17 protein-coding genes are annotated in these 17,749 nt (G+C 55.3%); 5 read left to right on the top strand and 12 right to left on the bottom strand.

Going from position 1 to position 17,749, the window contains the following annotated elements; genetic code table 11:
- Positions 1-28: 28 nt before the first annotated feature.
- The 3 genes from rfbD to QFX16_RS09230 all read left to right on the top strand — a co-directional run bounded on the left by rfbD (position 29) and on the right by QFX16_RS09230 (position 2,765).
- Complete coding sequence (rfbD, locus tag QFX16_RS09240; protein ID WP_283183681.1) at positions 29-898, top strand: dTDP-4-dehydrorhamnose reductase; 870 nt, start codon at positions 29-31, stop codon at positions 896-898.
- Between the two features lie 196 nt (positions 899-1,094).
- Positions 1,095-2,459, top strand: a complete 1,365-nt coding sequence (eat, locus tag QFX16_RS09235) for an ethanolamine permease (protein ID WP_033055766.1) — start codon at positions 1,095-1,097, stop codon at positions 2,457-2,459.
- Positions 2,460-2,597: 138 nt separating this feature from the next.
- Positions 2,598-2,765 (top strand): DUF2897 family protein, encoded by a 168-nt coding sequence (locus QFX16_RS09230; RefSeq protein WP_008006000.1) that lies wholly within the window; start codon positions 2,598-2,600, stop codon positions 2,763-2,765.
- Between the two features lie 46 nt (positions 2,766-2,811).
- Here the strand turns inward: QFX16_RS09230 and QFX16_RS09225 are convergent, their stop codons facing one another.
- A complete protein-coding gene (locus tag QFX16_RS09225) occupies positions 2,812-3,663 on the bottom strand; it encodes an urea carboxylase-associated family protein (protein ID WP_283183680.1) in 852 nt (283 codons plus the stop codon).
- Positions 3,664-3,678: 15 nt separating this feature from the next.
- Positions 3,679-4,332: a GntR family transcriptional regulator gene (locus tag QFX16_RS09220; RefSeq protein ID WP_046057107.1), complete on the bottom strand. Its 654-nt coding sequence runs from the start codon at positions 4,330-4,332 to the stop codon at positions 3,679-3,681.
- A 176-nt stretch (positions 4,333-4,508) separates the two neighbouring features.
- Between QFX16_RS09220 and QFX16_RS09215 the strand changes: the two genes are divergently transcribed.
- A complete protein-coding gene (locus tag QFX16_RS09215; RefSeq protein WP_283183679.1) occupies positions 4,509-5,066 on the top strand; it encodes a TetR/AcrR family transcriptional regulator in 558 nt (185 codons plus the stop codon).
- Here QFX16_RS09215 and fabF read toward each other — a convergent pair.
- Positions 5,063-6,337: a beta-ketoacyl-ACP synthase II gene (fabF, locus tag QFX16_RS09210; RefSeq protein WP_283183678.1), complete on the bottom strand. Its 1,275-nt coding sequence runs from the start codon at positions 6,335-6,337 to the stop codon at positions 5,063-5,065. The genes QFX16_RS09215 and fabF overlap by 4 nt on opposite strands.
- A 32-nt stretch (positions 6,338-6,369) precedes the next feature.
- On the bottom strand, positions 6,370-7,164 hold the full coding sequence (locus QFX16_RS09205; RefSeq protein ID WP_283183677.1) for an SDR family NAD(P)-dependent oxidoreductase: 795 nt from the start codon (positions 7,162-7,164) through the stop codon (positions 6,370-6,372).
- Positions 7,165-7,472: 308 nt separating this feature from the next.
- Here QFX16_RS09205 and QFX16_RS09200 point away from each other — a divergent pair, with 308 nt between their 5' ends.
- Positions 7,473-8,810 carry an IS4 family transposase gene (locus tag QFX16_RS09200; protein WP_283180397.1) on the top strand — a complete coding sequence of 446 codons (1,338 nt, stop codon included), beginning with the start codon at positions 7,473-7,475 and terminating at the stop codon, positions 8,808-8,810.
- Positions 8,811-8,855: 45 nt separating this feature from the next.
- Here QFX16_RS09200 and QFX16_RS09195 read toward each other — a convergent pair whose 3' ends face one another.
- The 8 genes from QFX16_RS09195 to QFX16_RS09160 all read right to left on the bottom strand — a co-directional run bounded on the left by QFX16_RS09195 (position 8,856) and on the right by QFX16_RS09160 (position 17,747).
- Positions 8,856-9,191, bottom strand: a complete 336-nt coding sequence (locus QFX16_RS09195) for a ComEA family DNA-binding protein (protein ID WP_283183676.1) — start codon at positions 9,189-9,191, stop codon at positions 8,856-8,858.
- 112 nt (positions 9,192-9,303) lie between these two features.
- Positions 9,304-11,298, bottom strand: coding sequence for a polysaccharide biosynthesis protein (locus tag QFX16_RS09190; RefSeq protein ID WP_283183675.1), 1,995 nt, complete (start codon positions 11,296-11,298; stop codon positions 9,304-9,306).
- 102 nt (positions 11,299-11,400) lie between these two features.
- On the bottom strand, positions 11,401-12,426 hold the full coding sequence (locus QFX16_RS09185) for an MraY family glycosyltransferase (RefSeq protein ID WP_283183674.1): 1,026 nt from the start codon (positions 12,424-12,426) through the stop codon (positions 11,401-11,403).
- A gap of 71 nt (positions 12,427-12,497) precedes the next feature.
- Positions 12,498-13,466 (bottom strand): UDP-glucose 4-epimerase family protein, encoded by a 969-nt coding sequence (locus tag QFX16_RS09180; protein WP_439900110.1) that lies wholly within the window; start codon positions 13,464-13,466, stop codon positions 12,498-12,500.
- Between the two features lie 18 nt (positions 13,467-13,484).
- A complete protein-coding gene (gene wecB, locus QFX16_RS09175; RefSeq protein ID WP_283183672.1) occupies positions 13,485-14,612 on the bottom strand; it encodes a non-hydrolyzing UDP-N-acetylglucosamine 2-epimerase in 1,128 nt (375 codons plus the stop codon).
- A complete protein-coding gene (locus QFX16_RS09170; RefSeq protein ID WP_283183671.1) occupies positions 14,605-15,615 on the bottom strand; it encodes a nucleoside-diphosphate sugar epimerase/dehydratase in 1,011 nt (336 codons plus the stop codon). The genes wecB and QFX16_RS09170 overlap by 8 nt, the downstream gene beginning before the upstream one ends.
- Before the next feature lie 33 nt (positions 15,616-15,648).
- Positions 15,649-16,506 (bottom strand): dTDP-4-dehydrorhamnose reductase family protein, encoded by an 858-nt coding sequence (locus QFX16_RS09165; protein WP_283183670.1) that lies wholly within the window; start codon positions 16,504-16,506, stop codon positions 15,649-15,651.
- Positions 16,503-17,747 carry a glycosyltransferase family 4 protein gene (locus QFX16_RS09160; protein WP_283183669.1) on the bottom strand — a complete coding sequence of 415 codons (1,245 nt, stop codon included), beginning with the start codon at positions 17,745-17,747 and terminating at the stop codon, positions 16,503-16,505. The genes QFX16_RS09165 and QFX16_RS09160 overlap by 4 nt, the downstream gene beginning before the upstream one ends.
- Positions 17,748-17,749: the final 2 nt, after the last annotated feature.

Here is a 17,749-nt window from a genome sequence, read left to right as displayed (position 1 = left end):
AAAGCCTGCAATTGGCTGATCTGCTCCCATGAGAGTTCTCATCAGCGGCCAGCATGGTCAGGTCTCACGCGAACTGCAGCGTCGACTGGGGGGGGTCGGCGAGTTGATCGTGCTGGGTCGCGATCAACTCGATCTGGCACAACCCCAGCAGATTCGCCAACAGGTACAAAAGGTTCGTCCGGATCTGATCATCAATGCGGCGGCCCACACAGCGGTCGATCTGGCTGAAAGCGAGCCGGAAACAGCCTTTGCCATCAACGCCGTGGCCCCTGGCATCTTTGCCGAAGAAGCACTGAAGCTTGGCATCCCGCTGATTCACTACTCCACCGATTATGTATTCGACGGCATGAAGGTCGGGACTTATAACGAAGACGACACGCCAAACCCTCTCGGGGTTTACGGCAAGAGCAAACTGGCCGGTGAACGGGCGATCACTGACGTGCAAGGCAAACATCTTATCCTGCGTACCAGCTGGGTCTATTCGACCCATGGCCGCAATTTCCTGCTGACGATGCAACGCCTGCTGCAAGAGAGACCGGAAGTACGCATTGTCGCCGATCAGATCGGCGCACCTACCTGGGCAGGCACAATTGCCAATAGCACCCTTGCCCTGATCGAACGCTGGCAGGCAGGTGAGGCCGCTACTTGGGGGACATATCATCTGACCGCTCAGGGAGAAACCTCCTGGTTCGGCTTCGCCCAGGCCATTGGCGAAGCGTTACGGCAACAAGGAAAGCCCTGCGCAAACCTGCTGCCGATTCCCTCCAGCGATTACCCGACACCGGCGGCCCGACCGCTCAACTCATGCCTTGATTGCAGTCGCCTGCAACGTGAATGGGGCATCAGCCAACCAGACTGGCAACTTGCGCTGCGCGAATGTCTTGCCGAGCAAGGCTAAACCTACAAGCAGGACTTGCCCACGAAGACGGCAAAACCGCCACCAGCGCCCCCAACTGGCGCACCCATTTGCGCGCATCGAGCGGCAAACATCCCCGATACGACAGCTTTCGGCGCTTTACGACGCGTCAACACACAATGGCACGCCCACTGCAAACGCCCTCCCTGAGCTTTCCAAACCGTTCAGGGAGCAACGCATGAACACACAACTCAAACCCACACTGGGCACGCTGCACCTGTGGGGCATTGCGGTCGGGCTGGTGATTTCCGGTGAATACTTCGGCTGGAGTTATGGCTGGGGCGTGGCAGGCACACTCGGTTTTCTGGTGACGTCCTTTATGGTCGCCACGATGTACACCTGCTTCATCTTCAGTTTCACCGAGTTGACCACCGCGATTCCTCACGCTGGTGGTCCCTTTGCCTACAGCCGCCGCGCCTTTGGCGAGAAAGGCGGATTGATCGCGGGGCTGGCGACACTGATTGAATTTGTCTTCGCCCCGCCAGCCATCGCTCTGGCGATCGGTGCGTATCTGAACGTTCAGTTTCCAGCGCTTGATCCGAAACACGCCGCGGTCGGCGCCTACATCGTGTTCATGGGCCTGAACATCCTCGGGGTGAAACTGGCCGCAACCTTCGAACTGGTGGTCTGCGTTCTCGCAGTGGCCGAACTGCTGGTGTTCATGGGCGTGGTCGCCCCGGCGTTCAGCTTCAGCAATTTCGCACTCAATGGCTGGGCCGGTTCCGATGTGTTCGGCGCGCCGGCGATTGCCGGGATGTTCGCGGCGATACCCTTCGCCATCTGGTTCTTCCTGGCCATCGAAGGCGCGGCCATGGCCGCCGAAGAAGCCAAGGACCCGAAACGCACCATTCCGAAGGCTTACATCAGCGGCATTCTGACGCTGGTTTTGCTGGCGATGGGCGTGATGTTCTTTGCCGGCGGCGTCGGTGACTGGCGCACCTTGTCGAACATCAACGACCCGCTGCCGCAAGCGATGAAAACCGTGGTGGGTGAAAGTTCGGGCTGGTTGCACATGCTGGTGTGGATCGGCCTGTTCGGCCTGGTGGCGAGTTTCCACGGAATCATCCTCGGCTACTCGCGGCAGTTCTTCGCCCTCGCCCGGGCCGGTTACCTGCCGGCGTCTCTGGCCAAATTGTCACGCTTTCAGACACCGCACCGGGCAATCATCGCCGGTGGCGTGATCGGCATTGCCGCGATCTACAGTGATGGTTTGATCAACCTGGGCGGCATGACGCTGACGGCGGCGATGATCACGATGGCGGTCTTCGGGGCAATCGTGATGTACATCATGAGCATGCTCAGCCTGTTCAAACTGCGCAAAACCGAACCGAATCTGGAGCGCACCTTTCGCGCGCCGTGTTATCCGTTGGTGCCGTTCATTGCGCTGGTGCTAGCGGTGGTCTGCCTGGTGGCAATGGCCTGGTTCAACACGCTGATCGGGTTGATCTTCCTGGGCTTCATGGCGGTTGGGTTCGTGTACTTTATGCTGACGGCGCAACTGCGTGCCGATGCGCCGGCGGACGCGATGCTGACCGGGCTCTAAACAGGCGAAGTGTTGCTGTCAGAACAGGCATAGAATGGAGCGACTGCGATGGAACCAGTGCGAAAATCCATCGCTCAAAGTGGTATGCACGATCGGTTGGCAAAACCCGCCAATCGGCCTGCCCTCAAGGAGAGCCCTATGCCCTGGTATGCCTGGTTGATTCTGATCGTTGCAATCGGCTCGATCGTTGGTGGTTTGATGATGTTGCGTGACACCGCCAACAAGGTCGAACTGACCGAGGAGCAACGCAAACGCGTCGCTGAACGCAACGCGGAAGCGGATGCCAAGGATGCGCAGGACCGCTAACTAAACAGACCCCGTCATTCTCATCAAATGACGGGGTTTTGCGTTTCTATTTCTCCCAATCGGCCTTGGCGATGTGCAGGCCATGCAGCCCTTTGTATGCCGCGCGTTCCGGCTGGCTCCAGCCCTCAAGCAACGAATCCTCCAACTGATAAACCTCTACCCCGAGCGGACGACACACGCTTAGCGGATCCTGTGCATCCGGCCCCCACATGGCAAGCGACAGATCGCCACCCGGGCAGGTCGAGAGGGCGCAGAGCAGATCGATTTCGGCAAAGAATTCCAGGTAATCGCCCTTCTGTGCCGGACAGGCTTTCATGAAATACATGTCATCGTGGTTCAGGCCCGTGCACTGGAAAATGTTCAGCACGTCATGCACGTCGAATTCGGTCAGCCCATGAGGCAGGACCGCGCGGGTCAGGTTCGAGTGGCAGTGATGGTGAAAGTCTTCGCCGGTGAGCATTTTGTTCACGTAAGGGTCGCAACGGGTGCCGAGCAAATCGTGCAAGCGACCGCCATGTTCGTCGATGCCGTAACCGGCCAGGCTGTCATCAGTGATGGTCACCAGCGGCCGCAGAAAAGGCAGATTCGACCAGAGCCGGTCATGGGTGCTGACGTGTGCGCCCTGTAATTGCCGGGTCCGTGCCGCCCACAAACGCTCCCGTGGATCGTTGGCATTCCAGACGTTGAAATCCCCGACTTGGGGCCCGACGGGGGTGGTCACGCGAAACACATGCCCGGCTGGCACCTTCCAGGCGCGACCGGTGCGGATCGGCACCTCGAATGCCTCGATTAGGGTGCGCCCCTCCTTTGCATCGCGAATCCGTTCGTAGAAGGCTTTGTCCACCTGCAAGGCTGAGCCTTTGCTGACTTGATAGGCCGCCGGATAGTCTTTGTACATGGCACGAATCCTCGATCAGTGATGGGAAACTGGGGCAAGCATTTGCAAAAGGAGGTGTTCGGAATCGTCGAGATACAGGCTCATGGCGTCCTCGGCCGCGCGCTTGTCGCCCTCGGCCAACAACTCATGGATCTGCCGGTCGCGCGCCAGCCAGGGCGCCTGAAAACGTGATTCGTCGGGAGCGGTGCAAAACACCAGGCGCAATTGCGCGACGACGTTGGTGAAGAACTCATCGAACAACGGACTGCGCAGCAATCCAACGATGTGTTGATGAAAGGCCAGACTGTGGGTGCCGACAGCGCGCCAGTCCTCGCGCTCCCGGGCAAGCTCGGTGGCTTCCAGGGCTTCGAGCATCCGGTCGGATTGATAGTCGCGCAGCGGCTGACTCGCGCTGATGGCCTGCAGCTCCAGGGTGCGCCTGACCTTGAACAGATCCCGCACGTCCTCGACGCCCAGCCTGCGCACCATCACGCCCTTGTTGCGCACATAACGGGTCAGACCTTCCTGCCCCAAGCGATGCAGCGCTTCGCGAATGGTATTGCGGGATGCGTTGTAGGCAGACACCAGATCGTTTTCCACCAATGCCATGCCGGGTAGCAAACGGCCGCCAATGATGTCGGCGCGCAACTCAAGGGTGATGTGGTCGGCCAGGGACAGTCCGCTGTTCATACTCATTGCCTCGTGATTGTTCAACAATCGTCAGTTAACGAGTAATCACTATTCGTGCCAGTTAGCTCAAGACAGCAGGACGGAGTTGGACGCATCTGCATGCTTTTTAGAAGTAGAAGTACAATCACCATCCCATTTTCATTGGTTAATATGGCGCATTGTTGCGGAGATACCCGATGCGTTACTCGCAGGACCATAAAGCCCAGACCCACCAACGCATCATCAAGGAAGCGTCAGCGCGCTTTCGCCGCGATGGCATTGGCGCGACAGGTCTGCAACCGCTGATGAAAGCACTGGGCCTGACTCACGGTGGTTTCTACTCGCATTTCAAGTCCAAAGACGAACTGGTGGAAAAGGCTTTGCAAGCCGCGGGCGAGCAGGTCGATGTCATTTGCGCCGAACTGTTCGCTCAAGATCGTCCGCTGGAAGCGTTCATCGACGCCTATTTGTCCGAATGGCACCAGACTTCACCCGATGAGGGTTGCCCGTTGCCGACCATGTCATCGGAACTCGGCCTGCGCGGGCAGCAAAGCCCGACCACTGACGTGGTGCTCAACGCACGACTCGAACAAGTGCAAGGCACTCTTGAAGACGAGAACGCCGCCGACCAAAGCATCGTCATCATGTCGACACTGGTCGGGGCTTTACTGCTGTCACGCAGTGTCAAGAATCCCGAGCTGGCGCAGCGGATTCTCGACGTGACTCGCGCCTATCTCAAACAGCCCCGGGACTAGCCCTCCCAGCGCTTGAACAGCACGCTGGCATTCACCCCACCAAACCCGAAGCCATTGGACAGCGCATATTCGATTGCCATCGGCCGCGCCTGGCCGTGGACAATGTCCACGCCTTGGGCGGCGGGGTCCGGGTTATCGAAGTTGAGGGTGGCCGGCACGACCTGATCGCGAATCGCCAACAGCGTGAAGATCGCCTCGATACCGCCCGCTGCACCGAGCAAATGCCCGGTGGCCGATTTGGTCGATGTCACGGCGATTTTGTTATCCGTGCCGAACAACGCCTTGATGGCAGCCAACTCCCCCAGATCGCCGACCGGCGTCGAGGTTGCGTGAGCATTGAGATGTTGCACCTGCGCCGGCGAAATGCCCGCCTGGGCCAACGCCAGCGACATCGCCCGTTGCGCACCGCTGCCATCCTCGGGCCCCGCCGTCAGGTGATAGGCATCGGCACTGGTGCCGTAACCGACCAGTTCCGCCAGCGGCTGAGCACCGCGGGCCAAGGCATGTTCCAGGGATTCAATCACCAGAAGGCCAGCGCCCTCCCCCATGACGAAGCCATCGCGGTCACTGTCGAACGGCCGCGAGGCACGCTCCGGGGTGTCGTTGTATCCGCTGGACAAGGCGCGAGCAGCGGCAAACCCGGCGAGACTGACGCGATCGATCGCCGCTTCCGCGCCGCCACATACCGCAATGTCAGCTTCGCCACAACGAATCAACCGCGCCGCATCACCAATCGCCTGCACCCCGGCCGCGCAAGCCGTCACCGGAGCACCCAATGGGCCCTTGAAACCGTGCTGGATCGACACATGACCCGCGGCGAGGTTGACCAGAAATGAAGGAATGGTGAACGGCGACAGGCGTCGCGGTCCACGGCTGTCCGTTGTGCGCACCGCATCGGCAATCGCACCGAAACCACCCACGCCGGAACCGATAATGGTTGCCGTACGCTCCTGGGCATTGGCGTCCGCCGCTTGCCAACCGGCCTGCTCCAGCGCCTGACGCGCCGCTTCCATGGCGAACATAATGAAGCGGTCCATCTTCTTCTGCTCTTTGGGCGCCGTCGCCCGGTCCGGGTCAAATCCCGCCTCGGGATCGTCAGCCAGCGTCGGCACTGCGCCACCGACCTTGGCCGGCAAATCGGCAACCACCTCATCCGGCAAATTGCGTAACCCGGAACGCCCGGCCAACAGACGCGACCAAACGGCTTCGACGCCAGAACCCAATGGCGACACCAAACCCATGCCCGTTACAACCACTCGACGATCACTCATACCGCAAATACCTCAAGCCGATTCATGACGCCTCACGTGTAACGCGCGGCAGCCTTATTTTTGGAAAGATTCGGTGCCAATACATGACGCGCCGCAATGAAGGCATCCCAGTCGGCCGCATCCGGCAACGAAGGAATGGTGATCAACTCACCCTGGTCCAGACCCGACAACGCCGCATTAACCATATCCCCGGCTTCCATGACCATATCCGCCGGAATCTGGGTCGCGTCGATACCGGAGCGCTCCCAGATTTCGGTACGTGTTACGCCTGGCAACACGGCCTGCACCTTGACCCCAGTGCCCTCCAGTTCAGCGTTCAACGACTGCGTCAGACTTAACACATAGGCCTTGCTGGCACTGTAAGTCGCGTTGAAGCGCTCCGGAAACAAGGCGACTACTGACCCGATATTGATGATCATCCCCCGACCCGCCTTGGCAAAACTGGCGGCCGCTGCCGATGCCAACCGCGTGACCGTTGTCACGTTCAGTTGAATCAAACGCTCCAGTTGATCCATGTCGGAATTGGCCAACAAACCATCCGCTGCAACACCGGCGTTGTTCAGTAACAGGCTGATACTCGAATCGCTGCGAAGACGCTGCTCAAGCTTCAGCACCTCATCCTTTTGCGTCAGATCCGCCTTGAGCACCTCGACCTGAACGCCATGCTCGGCGCGCAACCTGGTAGCCGCTGCTTCCAGCCGCTCTTGATCACGGGCGACCAATAACAAATCAAAACCACGCGCCGCCAACCGCTCGGCGTAAATCGCACCGATACCGGAAGAAGCACCGGTGACGAGGGCCGTACCTTGGGACTGGACAGAGTTCATGACTGTGCTCCTGGGAGATGCCTAAGGGAAAGACAAGCGCCTGAGGCTCAAAACGCTTGGCGGAAACCCATTTATTATAGGCATAATCTGAACCGCATATGATAGACGTAATTTTTCCAACATCGACGAAATGACTGCCCTTGTAGGAGCTGCCGAAGGCTGCGATCTCTTGATCTTCTGATGAATTCATCTCGTCAGAAATGAAAAAAAAGGCCGATCAATGACCGCAATGCTGTTCACTTAAGGATTGTTGACTAATCCTCAGGCAGCCGGAAAATCCGGAATCTGATAAGGATTCCGGATTTTTTATGTCTGTTGCTCAGGATTTAAGCGCGGTTTTGGATTTTGCTAAGCAACCGCTCTCTCGCCTTGAGGTGTTCACCGATCATATTCCTCATGATTGGATCACCGCAGCGGCCGCTCTGGCGGATAAAGCCACGATCCGACGTCGGCGCTTGCCTTCGGACATAGTCCTTTGGCTGGTAGTCGGGATGGCACTTTTCAGAGGTGAGCCAATAGTCGAGGTCGCTCGCCGACTGAATATTTGTGCCGACGGTCTTGCTAATGAGGTGCTGTTAGCCAAAAGCGGGTTGTCGCAGGCGCGCCAGCGTCTGGGGAATCAGCCTGTCGCTTGGTTATTTCAACAGTGCGCCAATGTCTGGGGATACGAGCGCTACCCGCAAGATGACTGGCACGGTCTTCAAGTCTTTGCCGTCGACGGTGCCTTGTTTCGAACCCCGGAAACGTCGTCATTGCGGGACCATTTTGGCTCCGGCAATACCTCCTCCGATCGTCAAACCCCTTATCCGGTGCTGCGCCTTGTTGCGTTGATGAACGCCCGTTCTCATATCATCGCCAACGCGGCCATCAGCCCTTACCGCAAAGGGGAGATCCCGCTGGCCAAGGACTTCATCGAGAGCATACCCAACCACTCAGTGACCCTGCTGGACAAAGGGTTTTTCAGTGCGGACCTATTGTTGAGTATCCAAAGTACTGAAAAAAACCGGCATTGGATGATCCCGGAGCGTAAGGGTACTGTTCGCACGGAAATTGAACACTACGGCGATGGTGATTACCTAGTCCAGATGAAGGTCTCGCAGCAAGCGCGTAAAAAGAACCCACTGTTGCCTGAGTACTGGCAAGTACGGGCGGTCACCTACGAGGTCGCCGGGAAAGAAAAAACCGTCTTCACCTCCCTGCCAGCCTCGCACTTTAGCGCTGAGCAGGTCGCCACCCTTTATCACGAGCGATGGGAAATCGAACTGGGTTTCAGGGATATCAAAAGCTCAATGCAAGACAATGCCTTGACCCTTCGCAGCAAGACTGTAGACCTGGTGTATCAAGAATTATGGGGGCTGTTACTGGCTTATAACGTAGTGCGTCGAGAAGCCAGTCAGGCGGCTGTAGCTCATAAGCGGGCTCCCAGCGAGGTGAGTTTCAAGTTTGCCTGTCAGCACATCGCCAGCCATCTGGTGGTCATGGCCGGAGCGGTCTCGCCCTCACACACGCCAAGACGCCTGGACGAGCTTCGCGGCAGCATTGGTGTGCTCTTCATAGCAAAACGCCCCAGGCCTGCGAGGCCTAGGGCGGTGAAGATGTCAAAAACCCGGTATCCGGTTAACCGCAAGGCTGCTCCGCTTAAGTGAACAGCATTGCGATCAATGACCGGCCCCTGGCGCTGACGTATAAGCTTAGTTCACCTCAAGCTTCTCGCGATTCTTATCCAGAATCGCTTTACCGATTCCCTTCACTTCGAGCAATTCGTCCACGGACGCAAACGGCCCATTACTCTCACGATAGGTAACAATCGCCTTGGCCTTGGCCTCGCCCACACCGGCCAACTCGCGCTGAAGGGTTGGCGCATCGGCCTGATTCAGATCGACCTTGCCGGACTGCTCCTTGGGAGAAACTTCCAGCACCAAGGGTGCATTGCCAGCCTCGGGCTTGGCCGTCGGCGAAGCAATGGCAGCAATAGAGGCGCTGGTGAGCAGGGCGAAAACCAGAGAGTAGAAATAGCCAGTACGCATAAATGAAGCTCCATGACATCAATTGAGAAAGCAGCTTTTCCGAAGCTGCCTTCCAAACTTAGACGATGTCTGGAGTCTGTCAAAAATGTGTCCGTTACAGGATGTGAAACAATCAGGGTTCGAGGCGACGTTGCTGGTAGATCCAGTCAACGATTTCCCCGTCCGGGCTGTAACCGCTGACGGTATCGCGCAGCAGTTGGCGAACACGCGCGTAGTCGTCCTGTTCAACCGCTTTGAGCAACTCTGTCAGCTTTGACTTAAGCACATCCCAAGGCAGGTGATCCTCGTTGGCGCTCATGATCATCGGGTGCCGAGTAGCGGCCACATTGTCGCCGATCAACAACTCTTCGTAGAGTTTTTCGCCCGGACGCAGCCCCGTGAACTCAATTGAGATATCACCATGCAGATTTTTTTCCGAACGGACACTCAACCCGGATAAATGAATCATCTTCTCGGCAAGTTCGACGATCCGCACTGGCTCGCCCATGTCCAGGACGAAAACATCTCCCCCCTGCCCCATTGAGCCTGCCTGAATCACCAGTTGCGCGGCTTCGGGAATGGTCATGAAATAACGAGTGATCTTCGGATGGGTGACCGTCAGCGGCCCACCCGACTTGATCTGCTTGTGAAACAGCGGAATCACCGAGCCGGAAGACCCCAGGACATTACCGAAACGCACCATAGTGAAGCGCGTCTTGTTAACGCGGGAAACGTTGGTCGTGTCGCCAAACAGCACCGGAGCCAGTTCCTGGCTGAGTGCCTGCAGCGTCAACTCGGCAAGGCGTTTGGTACTGCCCATTACATTTGTAGGACGTACCGCCTTATCGGTCGAGATCAGCACAAAGTTGGCGACGCCAGCCTGAAGTGCTGCCTGGGCGGTATTTAGCGTACCGATTACGTTATTGAGCACGCCTTCGGCAATGTTATGTTCAACCATGGGTACATGTTTGTAAGCCGCAGCGTGATAAACCGTACCCACATGCCAGGTTTTCATCACATCCAGCAACTTGTCCTGATTACGCACCGAGCCCAAAATCGGCAACAGACGAATCGATAAGGACTCGTGCGCGATGCGCTGTTCAAGCTCGGACAAGATGCTGTAAAGGTTGAACTCACTGTGTTCAAAAAGTAAAAGCGTGGTTGGACGCAATGCCAGAATCTGACGGCACAGTTCAGAACCGATGGACCCTCCGGCCCCGGTGACCAGAACGGACTGCCCCTTGATACAATGCTCAAGCAAGTCAGCCTGGGCCGGAACGGCATCACGACCCAAGAGGTCAGCAATGTCTACCTCCTGAATATCATCGACCTTCACTCGACCGCTGGCCAAATCCATAAATCCCGGGACACTTCGCACATGGAGAGGGAACCCCTCGAGGAAACTAAGAATTTCGCGACGGCGCCCACGGTTGGAAGAAGGGATAGCAAGGAGAATTTCCTGGGCCCCGGTGTTATCGATCATCTGCTGGATATGTTTGGGCTTGTAGACCTGCAAACCGGAAATGACCCTGTCGGCGATCCCGCTATCATCATCGATAAACGCAACAGGGCGCATGACCCGGCCCATTCGCAATGCGGCAACGAGTTGGTTACCTGCCGCCCCTGCACCATAAATGGCGACTCTCGGCAAACCGTCATCCCGGTTGGTAAACGGTACGTGCTGAGCAGCGCTGAACCAGTCCCCCAAAAAATACTGACGCATCGCCAGGCGCAGGCCGCCGATCATGATCAGACTCAACCACCAGTAGTTGAAAATGATCGAGCGTGGGACGACATTTTGATGATTGCTGTACCAATAAACCACAATGCCGAGTATCAAGGACGACAAGGTGACGGCCTTGATAATGGCGATCAGCGCGTCATTTCCAAAATAGCGCATGACGGCTCGGTACATGCCAAAGCGAATGAAAAGAGGAATGGCCACGACAGGAGCACTGACAAAAAGCCAGAGGTGCTGAGTGAGTGGGTTGACCATCTCGTCCAGCCCAAGGCGTACAATGAAAGCCATCCACAATGCCAGCCAGACCAACAGGATATCAGTCATCACTTGCACAATACGCTTGTGTCGTCTTGGCAGACTTAGCAACTTTGCCCGAATCTTATCCATAACCCCTCTAACCACCTCTCGAGCTCCTAGCGTTGATACAGCAACCGCTGATTTCGGTATGCCACATCCACACTGCGCATTACTAAACAATCAAAACAACGCTTAAGATTTCTTTGCAACTTCCAATTCGCCCGCGTGAAACTTGAAAGCCAGCAACACCAATGGTGCGTACGCCAAAATTAGACCTACTGCGCCGTCGAGGTATCGCATCACTACCAATATAGCGACCGGTACTAACCACAACAAATTTATGGCAGATATCGCCACAGTCACTGGTCGATGGCTTCCCACCTTGCGTGACGCATACTGGTATCCATGGCTGCGATGAGCTTCATAAATTTTATCCCCGCGCAACAGACGTCGGATCAGGGTAAAGGTGGCGTCAACGATAAACACGCCCAGCAAAATGAGCCACGCCCACAGAAAAACGGGGTCGCTCCAGGCGGCATGCAGCGACAACACTCCAAGCACCAAGCCTAAAAAACCGCTTCCGGCATCGCCCATGAAAATTCGTGCGGGGGGGAAATTCCAGATCAGGAAACCGAGCACTGCCATTGCCAACATCGCCGGCGCAATACCCAGACTCGCATAGCCTCCAATCCAATAAACAAGGCATGCACCCACACAGGCACAAATCGCTTCGACGCTCGCCAAGCCATCAATGCCATCCATGAAATTATAGAGGTTCAGCATCCAGACCAGATAAAACGCACCGATCACATAACCAAACCATCCAAGATGGACGTCTTGACCAAAGACAGTGAACGCGGCCATACCGCCAATCCAGCACAACGCCCACGCAGCGCCACCGAAGTGCGCCAACAAGCGCCAGCGCGCAGCGATATGCCCATGATCATCCAGAAAACCGATGACAGCAATCCAGCCCCCGGCGCCGAGCAGTGCCAACGCAAGAAGCCAGGTGATTGCTCCTGTCCATGCCAGGATCGGCAGAGCAACCAGAAAACTGAGGACGATGGCCACACCACCGCCCCGCGGCGTCGGTACCGAATGCGAACTACGTGCGTTTGGAACATCTATCAGGCTGCGTGCTAATGCATACTTGCGCAACGCACCAGTGGCCAGAAAAGAAACGCCTACTACTATCGCCAACAACCATATTGTGTTCAAAGGTCAACTTCCTGAAACAGCCAAAACCAATTCTGCAATCGAACCCGTGCTGTCATATGTAATGTGTCAGCTTACCGCTGCCTTTCCTTGTTCAAAAAATAGGTCGCAGTCGATCGAAGCGCGTTGTCGACGCTGACTGGAGGAGTCCAGTCCAGCAACTCGCGAGTCTTGGTTATATCGACTTGGAGCGAACCGCACAGCCGCTGCGAGAGTGCCCGTTTGCCGAGAAGTTGTGCACTTCGCTCAAGCAGCACGCTCGGCACCGGTAGCAACCGCGCCGGCTTGCCCAGTGCTTGCCCCATTCGCCTCAACAACTGCGTTGTGGACAGATCCTCCCCGTCACTGACGAGGAAAGTCTGATTCGCTGCAGCGGGATGGCGAATACAAGTTACGATCAAATCAACAAGATTATCCAGTGCCACCAGGCTGCGTCGATTATGGATAGCCCCAAATGGCAAGGGAATGCCTTTGTCTAGCCAACGCATCATATTCAGGAAGTTGGCTTTCACCCCCGGGCCATAAACCAGCGTCGGCCGGATGATGACGACTTCCATCCCGGTCTGAACGGCAATGTCTCGTAACCCTTGCTCGGCCTCCATCTTCGAAACGCCATACGGATCTGCTGGCGCTGGAGGTGCGTCAGCAACGTAAGGTTCGTTGACCGGCGTCCCTTCACCATTCACCTTGATCGAACTGATGAATATAAAGCGACGCACTCCCAAGCTTGCTGCCTGTCGTGCGAGTTTCAGCGTGCCTTCGACATTTACCTTACGGAAAGCCTCAAGCGGATCGGATTCGGTGTCGTTCATGACATGAACGCGAGCGGCGCCGTGAATGACAACCGCCACTTGATCCAATGCTTCTGACCAATCGGTGTCAGCATGAAGCCCGGCGGTCCGAACGGTTGTAACGTTCTGCGGACAGTCGGGCAATGCGTGCCCACGAATGGCTGCCACCGGTTCCAAGTCATTAGAGGCCGCTAACCGACCCAGTACTGCACGACCGACAAAACCAGTAGCACCTGTCAATAAAACACGCATTTTCAAACCTCGGAGCCCTTAGGATTTCGACCAGACAGTACGATTGATGTAGTCGGTATAACTCAATACGACCCGAACTACCTGCTTCGAAACCGGACCTGCCTGATAATCCCTGACGACAGGGATGACGCGCTGAGTACGATCATGTTGACTGGTGACCACACGTACGGCATCCAGAACACCATCTACTTTCAGGCCACTCATAATGAGTGTTCCCTCGTCCATCCCTTCCGGACGCTCATGCGCATTACGGATAGTAATGGCAGGCAAGTTCAGAAGAGAGGCTTCCTCGGTGATGGTGCCGCTATCGGACAGAACGCAGAACGCCGACATCTGCAACTTGATGTAATCAAGCAAACCGAAGGGTTTCGAGAAGTGAATCAGTGGATGATCCAGGGATTCACCAATTGCTTCCAGACGCTTGCGAGTACGAGGATGTGTGGAAACGATAATCGGAAATTGATACTTGTCGGCCAGTGCTCGCAGCGTTTTGAGCAAATCGCGCAGGTTTTCCGGCGTGTCGACGTTTTCCTCACGATGAGCGCTGACAATAAAGAATTTATCCTGCTCCAGCCCTTCTCGAACCAAGACGTCGGACGCGAGGATTTTCGGCATGTAATAATCGAGCACTTCCTCCATATGCGAACCGGTTTTGATAATGGTTTCGGGACGGATTCCTTCAGCAATGAGGTAGCGTCGAGCGTGCTCGGTCAACACCATGTTGATATCGCTCAGGTGATCGAGCACCTTGCGATTTAGTTCCTCAGGAACACGCTGATCAAAGCAGCGATTACCGGCTTCCATATGGAACACCGGAATCTTGCGGCGCTTGGCAGCAATCACCGCAAGACAGGTGTTTGTATCACCGTAGAGCAACAGTGCATCAGGCTTTTCGCATTCAAAAACCTCATCAGCCTTGGAAATCACCTCCGCGATGGTCTTTGCTGCGGTGTCGCCAGCAGCGCCCAGGAAATAATCGGGCTTTCGAATTCCAAGTTCGTCGAAAAATACCTGATTCAACTCGAAGTCATAGTTTTGACCCGAGTGAACCAGCACATGCTCAACCTGCTTATCGAGCTCTGCAATGACGCGGCTCATCTTGATAAGTTCTGGCCGCGTACCGACCAGTGTCATGACCTTAAGCATCGAGTTTCTCCTGAATGTAATCCAGGTTCAAAAGCACTTTTTTCACGCCCTCAACATCCAGACGTTCAGTATTGTGCGAGGTGTAATCATCCAGATCGGAAATTTCCTGCTCACCCTCAACAAAAAACTTCTTGTAGTTCAGGTCGCGGTTGTCCGAAGGGATTCGGTAGTAACGCCCCATGTCCTCGGCTTTGGCCATTTCTTCGCGGGAAATCAGCGACTCGTAAAGCTTCTCTCCGTGACGGGTGCCAATGACTTTGACAGCGTTGTCACAAGAGAACAGTTCTTTAAGTGCCTGTGCCAGATCCGCCACTGTCGAAGCCGGTGCTTTTTGCACGAAGATATCGCCTTGTTCGGCGTGCTCGAACGCATGCAGTACAAGGTCAACAGAGTCCTCGAGCGACATCAGGAAGCGGGTCATGTTCGGGTCAGTGACGGTCAGCGGTTCGCCATTCTGCAGTTGATTGATAAACAGCGGGATCACTGAACCGCGCGAGGCCATGACGTTACCGTAGCGGGTCGCGCAGATTACAGGGCCCGACTCGGGAATCATCCGGGACTTGGCAACCATCAGCTTTTCCGCCATGGCCTTGGAAATACCCATGGCATTGATCGGATAAACAGCCTTGTCCGTACTGAGCACGACAACGCGTTTTACACCCGAAGCAATGGCAGCGTTCAGCACGTTTTCGGTGCCCATAACGTTCGTACGCACGGCTTCCATAGGGTAAAACTCGCAGGAAGGAACCTGCTTCAACGCAGCCGCGTGGAAAATGTAATCCACACCCACCATTGCCTGAGTAAGGCTGTCGCGGTCGCGCACATCACCAATGTAGAACTTCACCTTGTCGTTGGACAAGGCAATACGCATATCTTCCTGTTTTTTCTCATCACGGCTGAATACGCGAATTTCTTTCACATCCGTATCGAGAAAGCGTTTCAACACCGTATGGCCAAACGAACCGGTTCCGCCGGTAATCATCAAAACTTTGTTATCAAACATAACTACCTTCCCAAACTTGATTGAATTTAATGATCAACGCAGCGCGCGCATCGACTTGACCAATTCCAACCACGAAGGTGGAACGTAGCCGGTCGCAGATTGAAATTTTGATGAATTCAGCGATCGATCTATAGAAACTTGATTATCTCGAATGATGTCGATTTTCTTTTCGTAAACTTCCGCTACCAACTTCAGCAACGACAACTTGTCAATTGGCTGAACGGAGACATGATAAAGCCCTTTAAGCTCCGGGTTTGGTATCACGTAGTCGCGAATGACACGCGCAAGTTCTACGGTAGGCAGCCCTGAAAAAATCGCCTTTTCGTAACCTTTAACTGGCCCGTTCTGGGAAAGAAACCAGTCAACAAGCGAATACTGACTTCCCAACTCGTGACCAATAATGGACGTCCGAAGGGTGACGGCATTCGGCGAAGTGTGAAGCTCGCCAATATACTTGGACTTCCCATAGAGATCCTCCGCATCGGAGATATCCTCTTCGGTGTACAAGCCTTTGCGACCGGAAAATACGCAATCCGTGCTGATGTGAATCAAACGTGCGCCGGACAGCTCGCAAAGTTTTGCAATGCGATGCGGCAACATGGCATTGATAGGGAGCGCAGAAAGGGGATCCTTGGCATCCGACAGCTGCTTGATTAACCCGACGCAATTGATGACGACATCGGGCTGTACACGCGCCAACACCGAAACAAGCGAATCCTGGTCAAGCACGTCGACGTTACTGATCAACGAACCGTGGGTGTCTTCAGAAAAGTGTCTTGCGCCTCCCGGATGACGCAAAGTACCCCACACCTCGTAATGCGGGTTTCCATGGAATTGCCTGAACACCGCGCTACCCAGCATTCCAGTGACCCCTAACACGAGAACTTTCATTTTGACTTACCTTTCAATTCATTGATCCTGGAACCGAGAATTTCTACCAGACGCTGGCTTTGCCGCTCCATTTCGAAATGCTCAAGGTAATACTCCCGCCCTGATATTCCCAATGATTCGCGCTCATCCGAGCTCATGTGGAAGAGTTGCTCGATGCAAGTCGCCATACCTTCCGCATCTTCCGCTGGAGTCGTCAGGCCGGCCCTCGCCTCTTGAATGACACTTGCTCCTTCGCCATCCAGCGCAGCAATGATCGGCCTACCTGCTGCGAGGTAAGCCTGGACCTTACTGGGGATGGTATAGGAGAACGCCTCATCCTGCTTCAACGTCACCAACAAACCTGCGGCACGACTAAAAAAATGTGGCATTTCGGTTACAGGGAAACGACCGGCAAGGACAAGATTGTCCAAGCCTCTCGATTGTTTCTGAGTCTCGAGCCAACTCAACATACTGCCGCTACCAACCAGCACAATTCTCAGCGCGGGCAAATGCCGCAGTTTGTCTGCGACCTCCACGAGGGTTTCGACTGACTGTGCTGTTCCCAAATTCCCGGCAAAGACCAGACAAAAATGGTTATCGAGTTCGGCCAGCAATGGCGCAGGGATCTGAGGCTCCTGGAGACTGCCAAGCACGTCCTGATAGGAATTGGGGTAATAGACAATCTTGTCAGAATTAGCATAACGGGCCACGGGTTGACGGAACGCCCGCGACTGTACAAGCAGCGTATCAACAAAGGCATAAATGCCTTTTACCATCCAGCCCACTACTCGTAGCGCCAACTTGTTTTTGATAAACCCTGTCGCGCTTAAACTTTCAGGCCAGAGGTCTTGAACCCATACGGCCAAATGACTGTTGAGCTTCCACTTTAAATATATGGCAGGAATGACCGACGTAATGGGGGATGGCGCAAACATAAAGATCGCGTCGTACGCTTCGCCTTTCACCGCAGCAGGATAGAACTTCAATCCGTTAACAATGAAAGATAAATAGTTAAGCAGTAAATTTTTTGCTCCCGACGCCCCACGAGGACGAAGCGGCGCACGACAAACGCGAGCCTTGGACTCGTAGTCTTCCTCAACGTAACCTGAAGCTCTATAACCGGCAAAAACTACGCCATCCGGATAGTTTGGCTTGCCGGTTAAAACTTTTACAACATGACCTTGAGCAGATAGATTCCTAACCAAATCATTAATGATAAAAGATTCCGGCCAAAAATATTGTGAAACCACCAGAATTCTCATGC

The sequence above is a fragment of the Pseudomonas svalbardensis genome (assembly GCF_030053115.1).
Classification (GTDB): Bacteria; Pseudomonadota; Gammaproteobacteria; order Pseudomonadales; family Pseudomonadaceae; genus Aquipseudomonas; species Aquipseudomonas svalbardensis.
Note: the sequence above shows the minus strand (reverse complement) of the source record. Positions and strands in the feature narration are given on the sequence as shown.

Coding starts and splice junctions, on each gene's coding strand:
- rfbD (WP_283183681.1), top strand. CDS start 29: ATGAGAGTTCTCATCAGCGGCCAGCATGGTCAGGTCTCACGCGAACTG.
- eat (WP_033055766.1), top strand. CDS start 1,095: ATGAACACACAACTCAAACCCACACTGGGCACGCTGCACCTGTGGGGC.
- QFX16_RS09230 (WP_008006000.1), top strand. CDS start 2,598: ATGCCCTGGTATGCCTGGTTGATTCTGATCGTTGCAATCGGCTCGATC.
- QFX16_RS09225 (WP_283183680.1), bottom strand. CDS start 3,663: ATGTACAAAGACTATCCGGCGGCCTATCAAGTCAGCAAAGGCTCAGCC.
- QFX16_RS09220 (WP_046057107.1), bottom strand. CDS start 4,332: ATGAACAGCGGACTGTCCCTGGCCGACCACATCACCCTTGAGTTGCGC.
- QFX16_RS09215 (WP_283183679.1), top strand. CDS start 4,509: ATGCGTTACTCGCAGGACCATAAAGCCCAGACCCACCAACGCATCATC.
- fabF (WP_283183678.1), bottom strand. CDS start 6,337: ATGAGTGATCGTCGAGTGGTTGTAACGGGCATGGGTTTGGTGTCGCCA.
- QFX16_RS09205 (WP_283183677.1), bottom strand. CDS start 7,164: ATGAACTCTGTCCAGTCCCAAGGTACGGCCCTCGTCACCGGTGCTTCT.
- QFX16_RS09200 (WP_283180397.1), top strand. CDS start 7,473: ATGTCTGTTGCTCAGGATTTAAGCGCGGTTTTGGATTTTGCTAAGCAA.
- QFX16_RS09195 (WP_283183676.1), bottom strand. CDS start 9,191: ATGCGTACTGGCTATTTCTACTCTCTGGTTTTCGCCCTGCTCACCAGC.
- QFX16_RS09190 (WP_283183675.1), bottom strand. CDS start 11,298: ATGGATAAGATTCGGGCAAAGTTGCTAAGTCTGCCAAGACGACACAAG.
- QFX16_RS09180 (WP_439900110.1), bottom strand. CDS start 13,466: ATGCGTGTTTTATTGACAGGTGCTACTGGTTTTGTCGGTCGTGCAGTA.
- wecB (WP_283183672.1), bottom strand. CDS start 14,612: ATGCTTAAGGTCATGACACTGGTCGGTACGCGGCCAGAACTTATCAAG.
- QFX16_RS09170 (WP_283183671.1), bottom strand. CDS start 15,615: ATGTTTGATAACAAAGTTTTGATGATTACCGGCGGAACCGGTTCGTTT.
- QFX16_RS09165 (WP_283183670.1), bottom strand. CDS start 16,506: ATGAAAGTTCTCGTGTTAGGGGTCACTGGAATGCTGGGTAGCGCGGTG.
- QFX16_RS09160 (WP_283183669.1), bottom strand. CDS start 17,747: ATGAGAATTCTGGTGGTTTCACAATATTTTTGGCCGGAATCTTTTATC.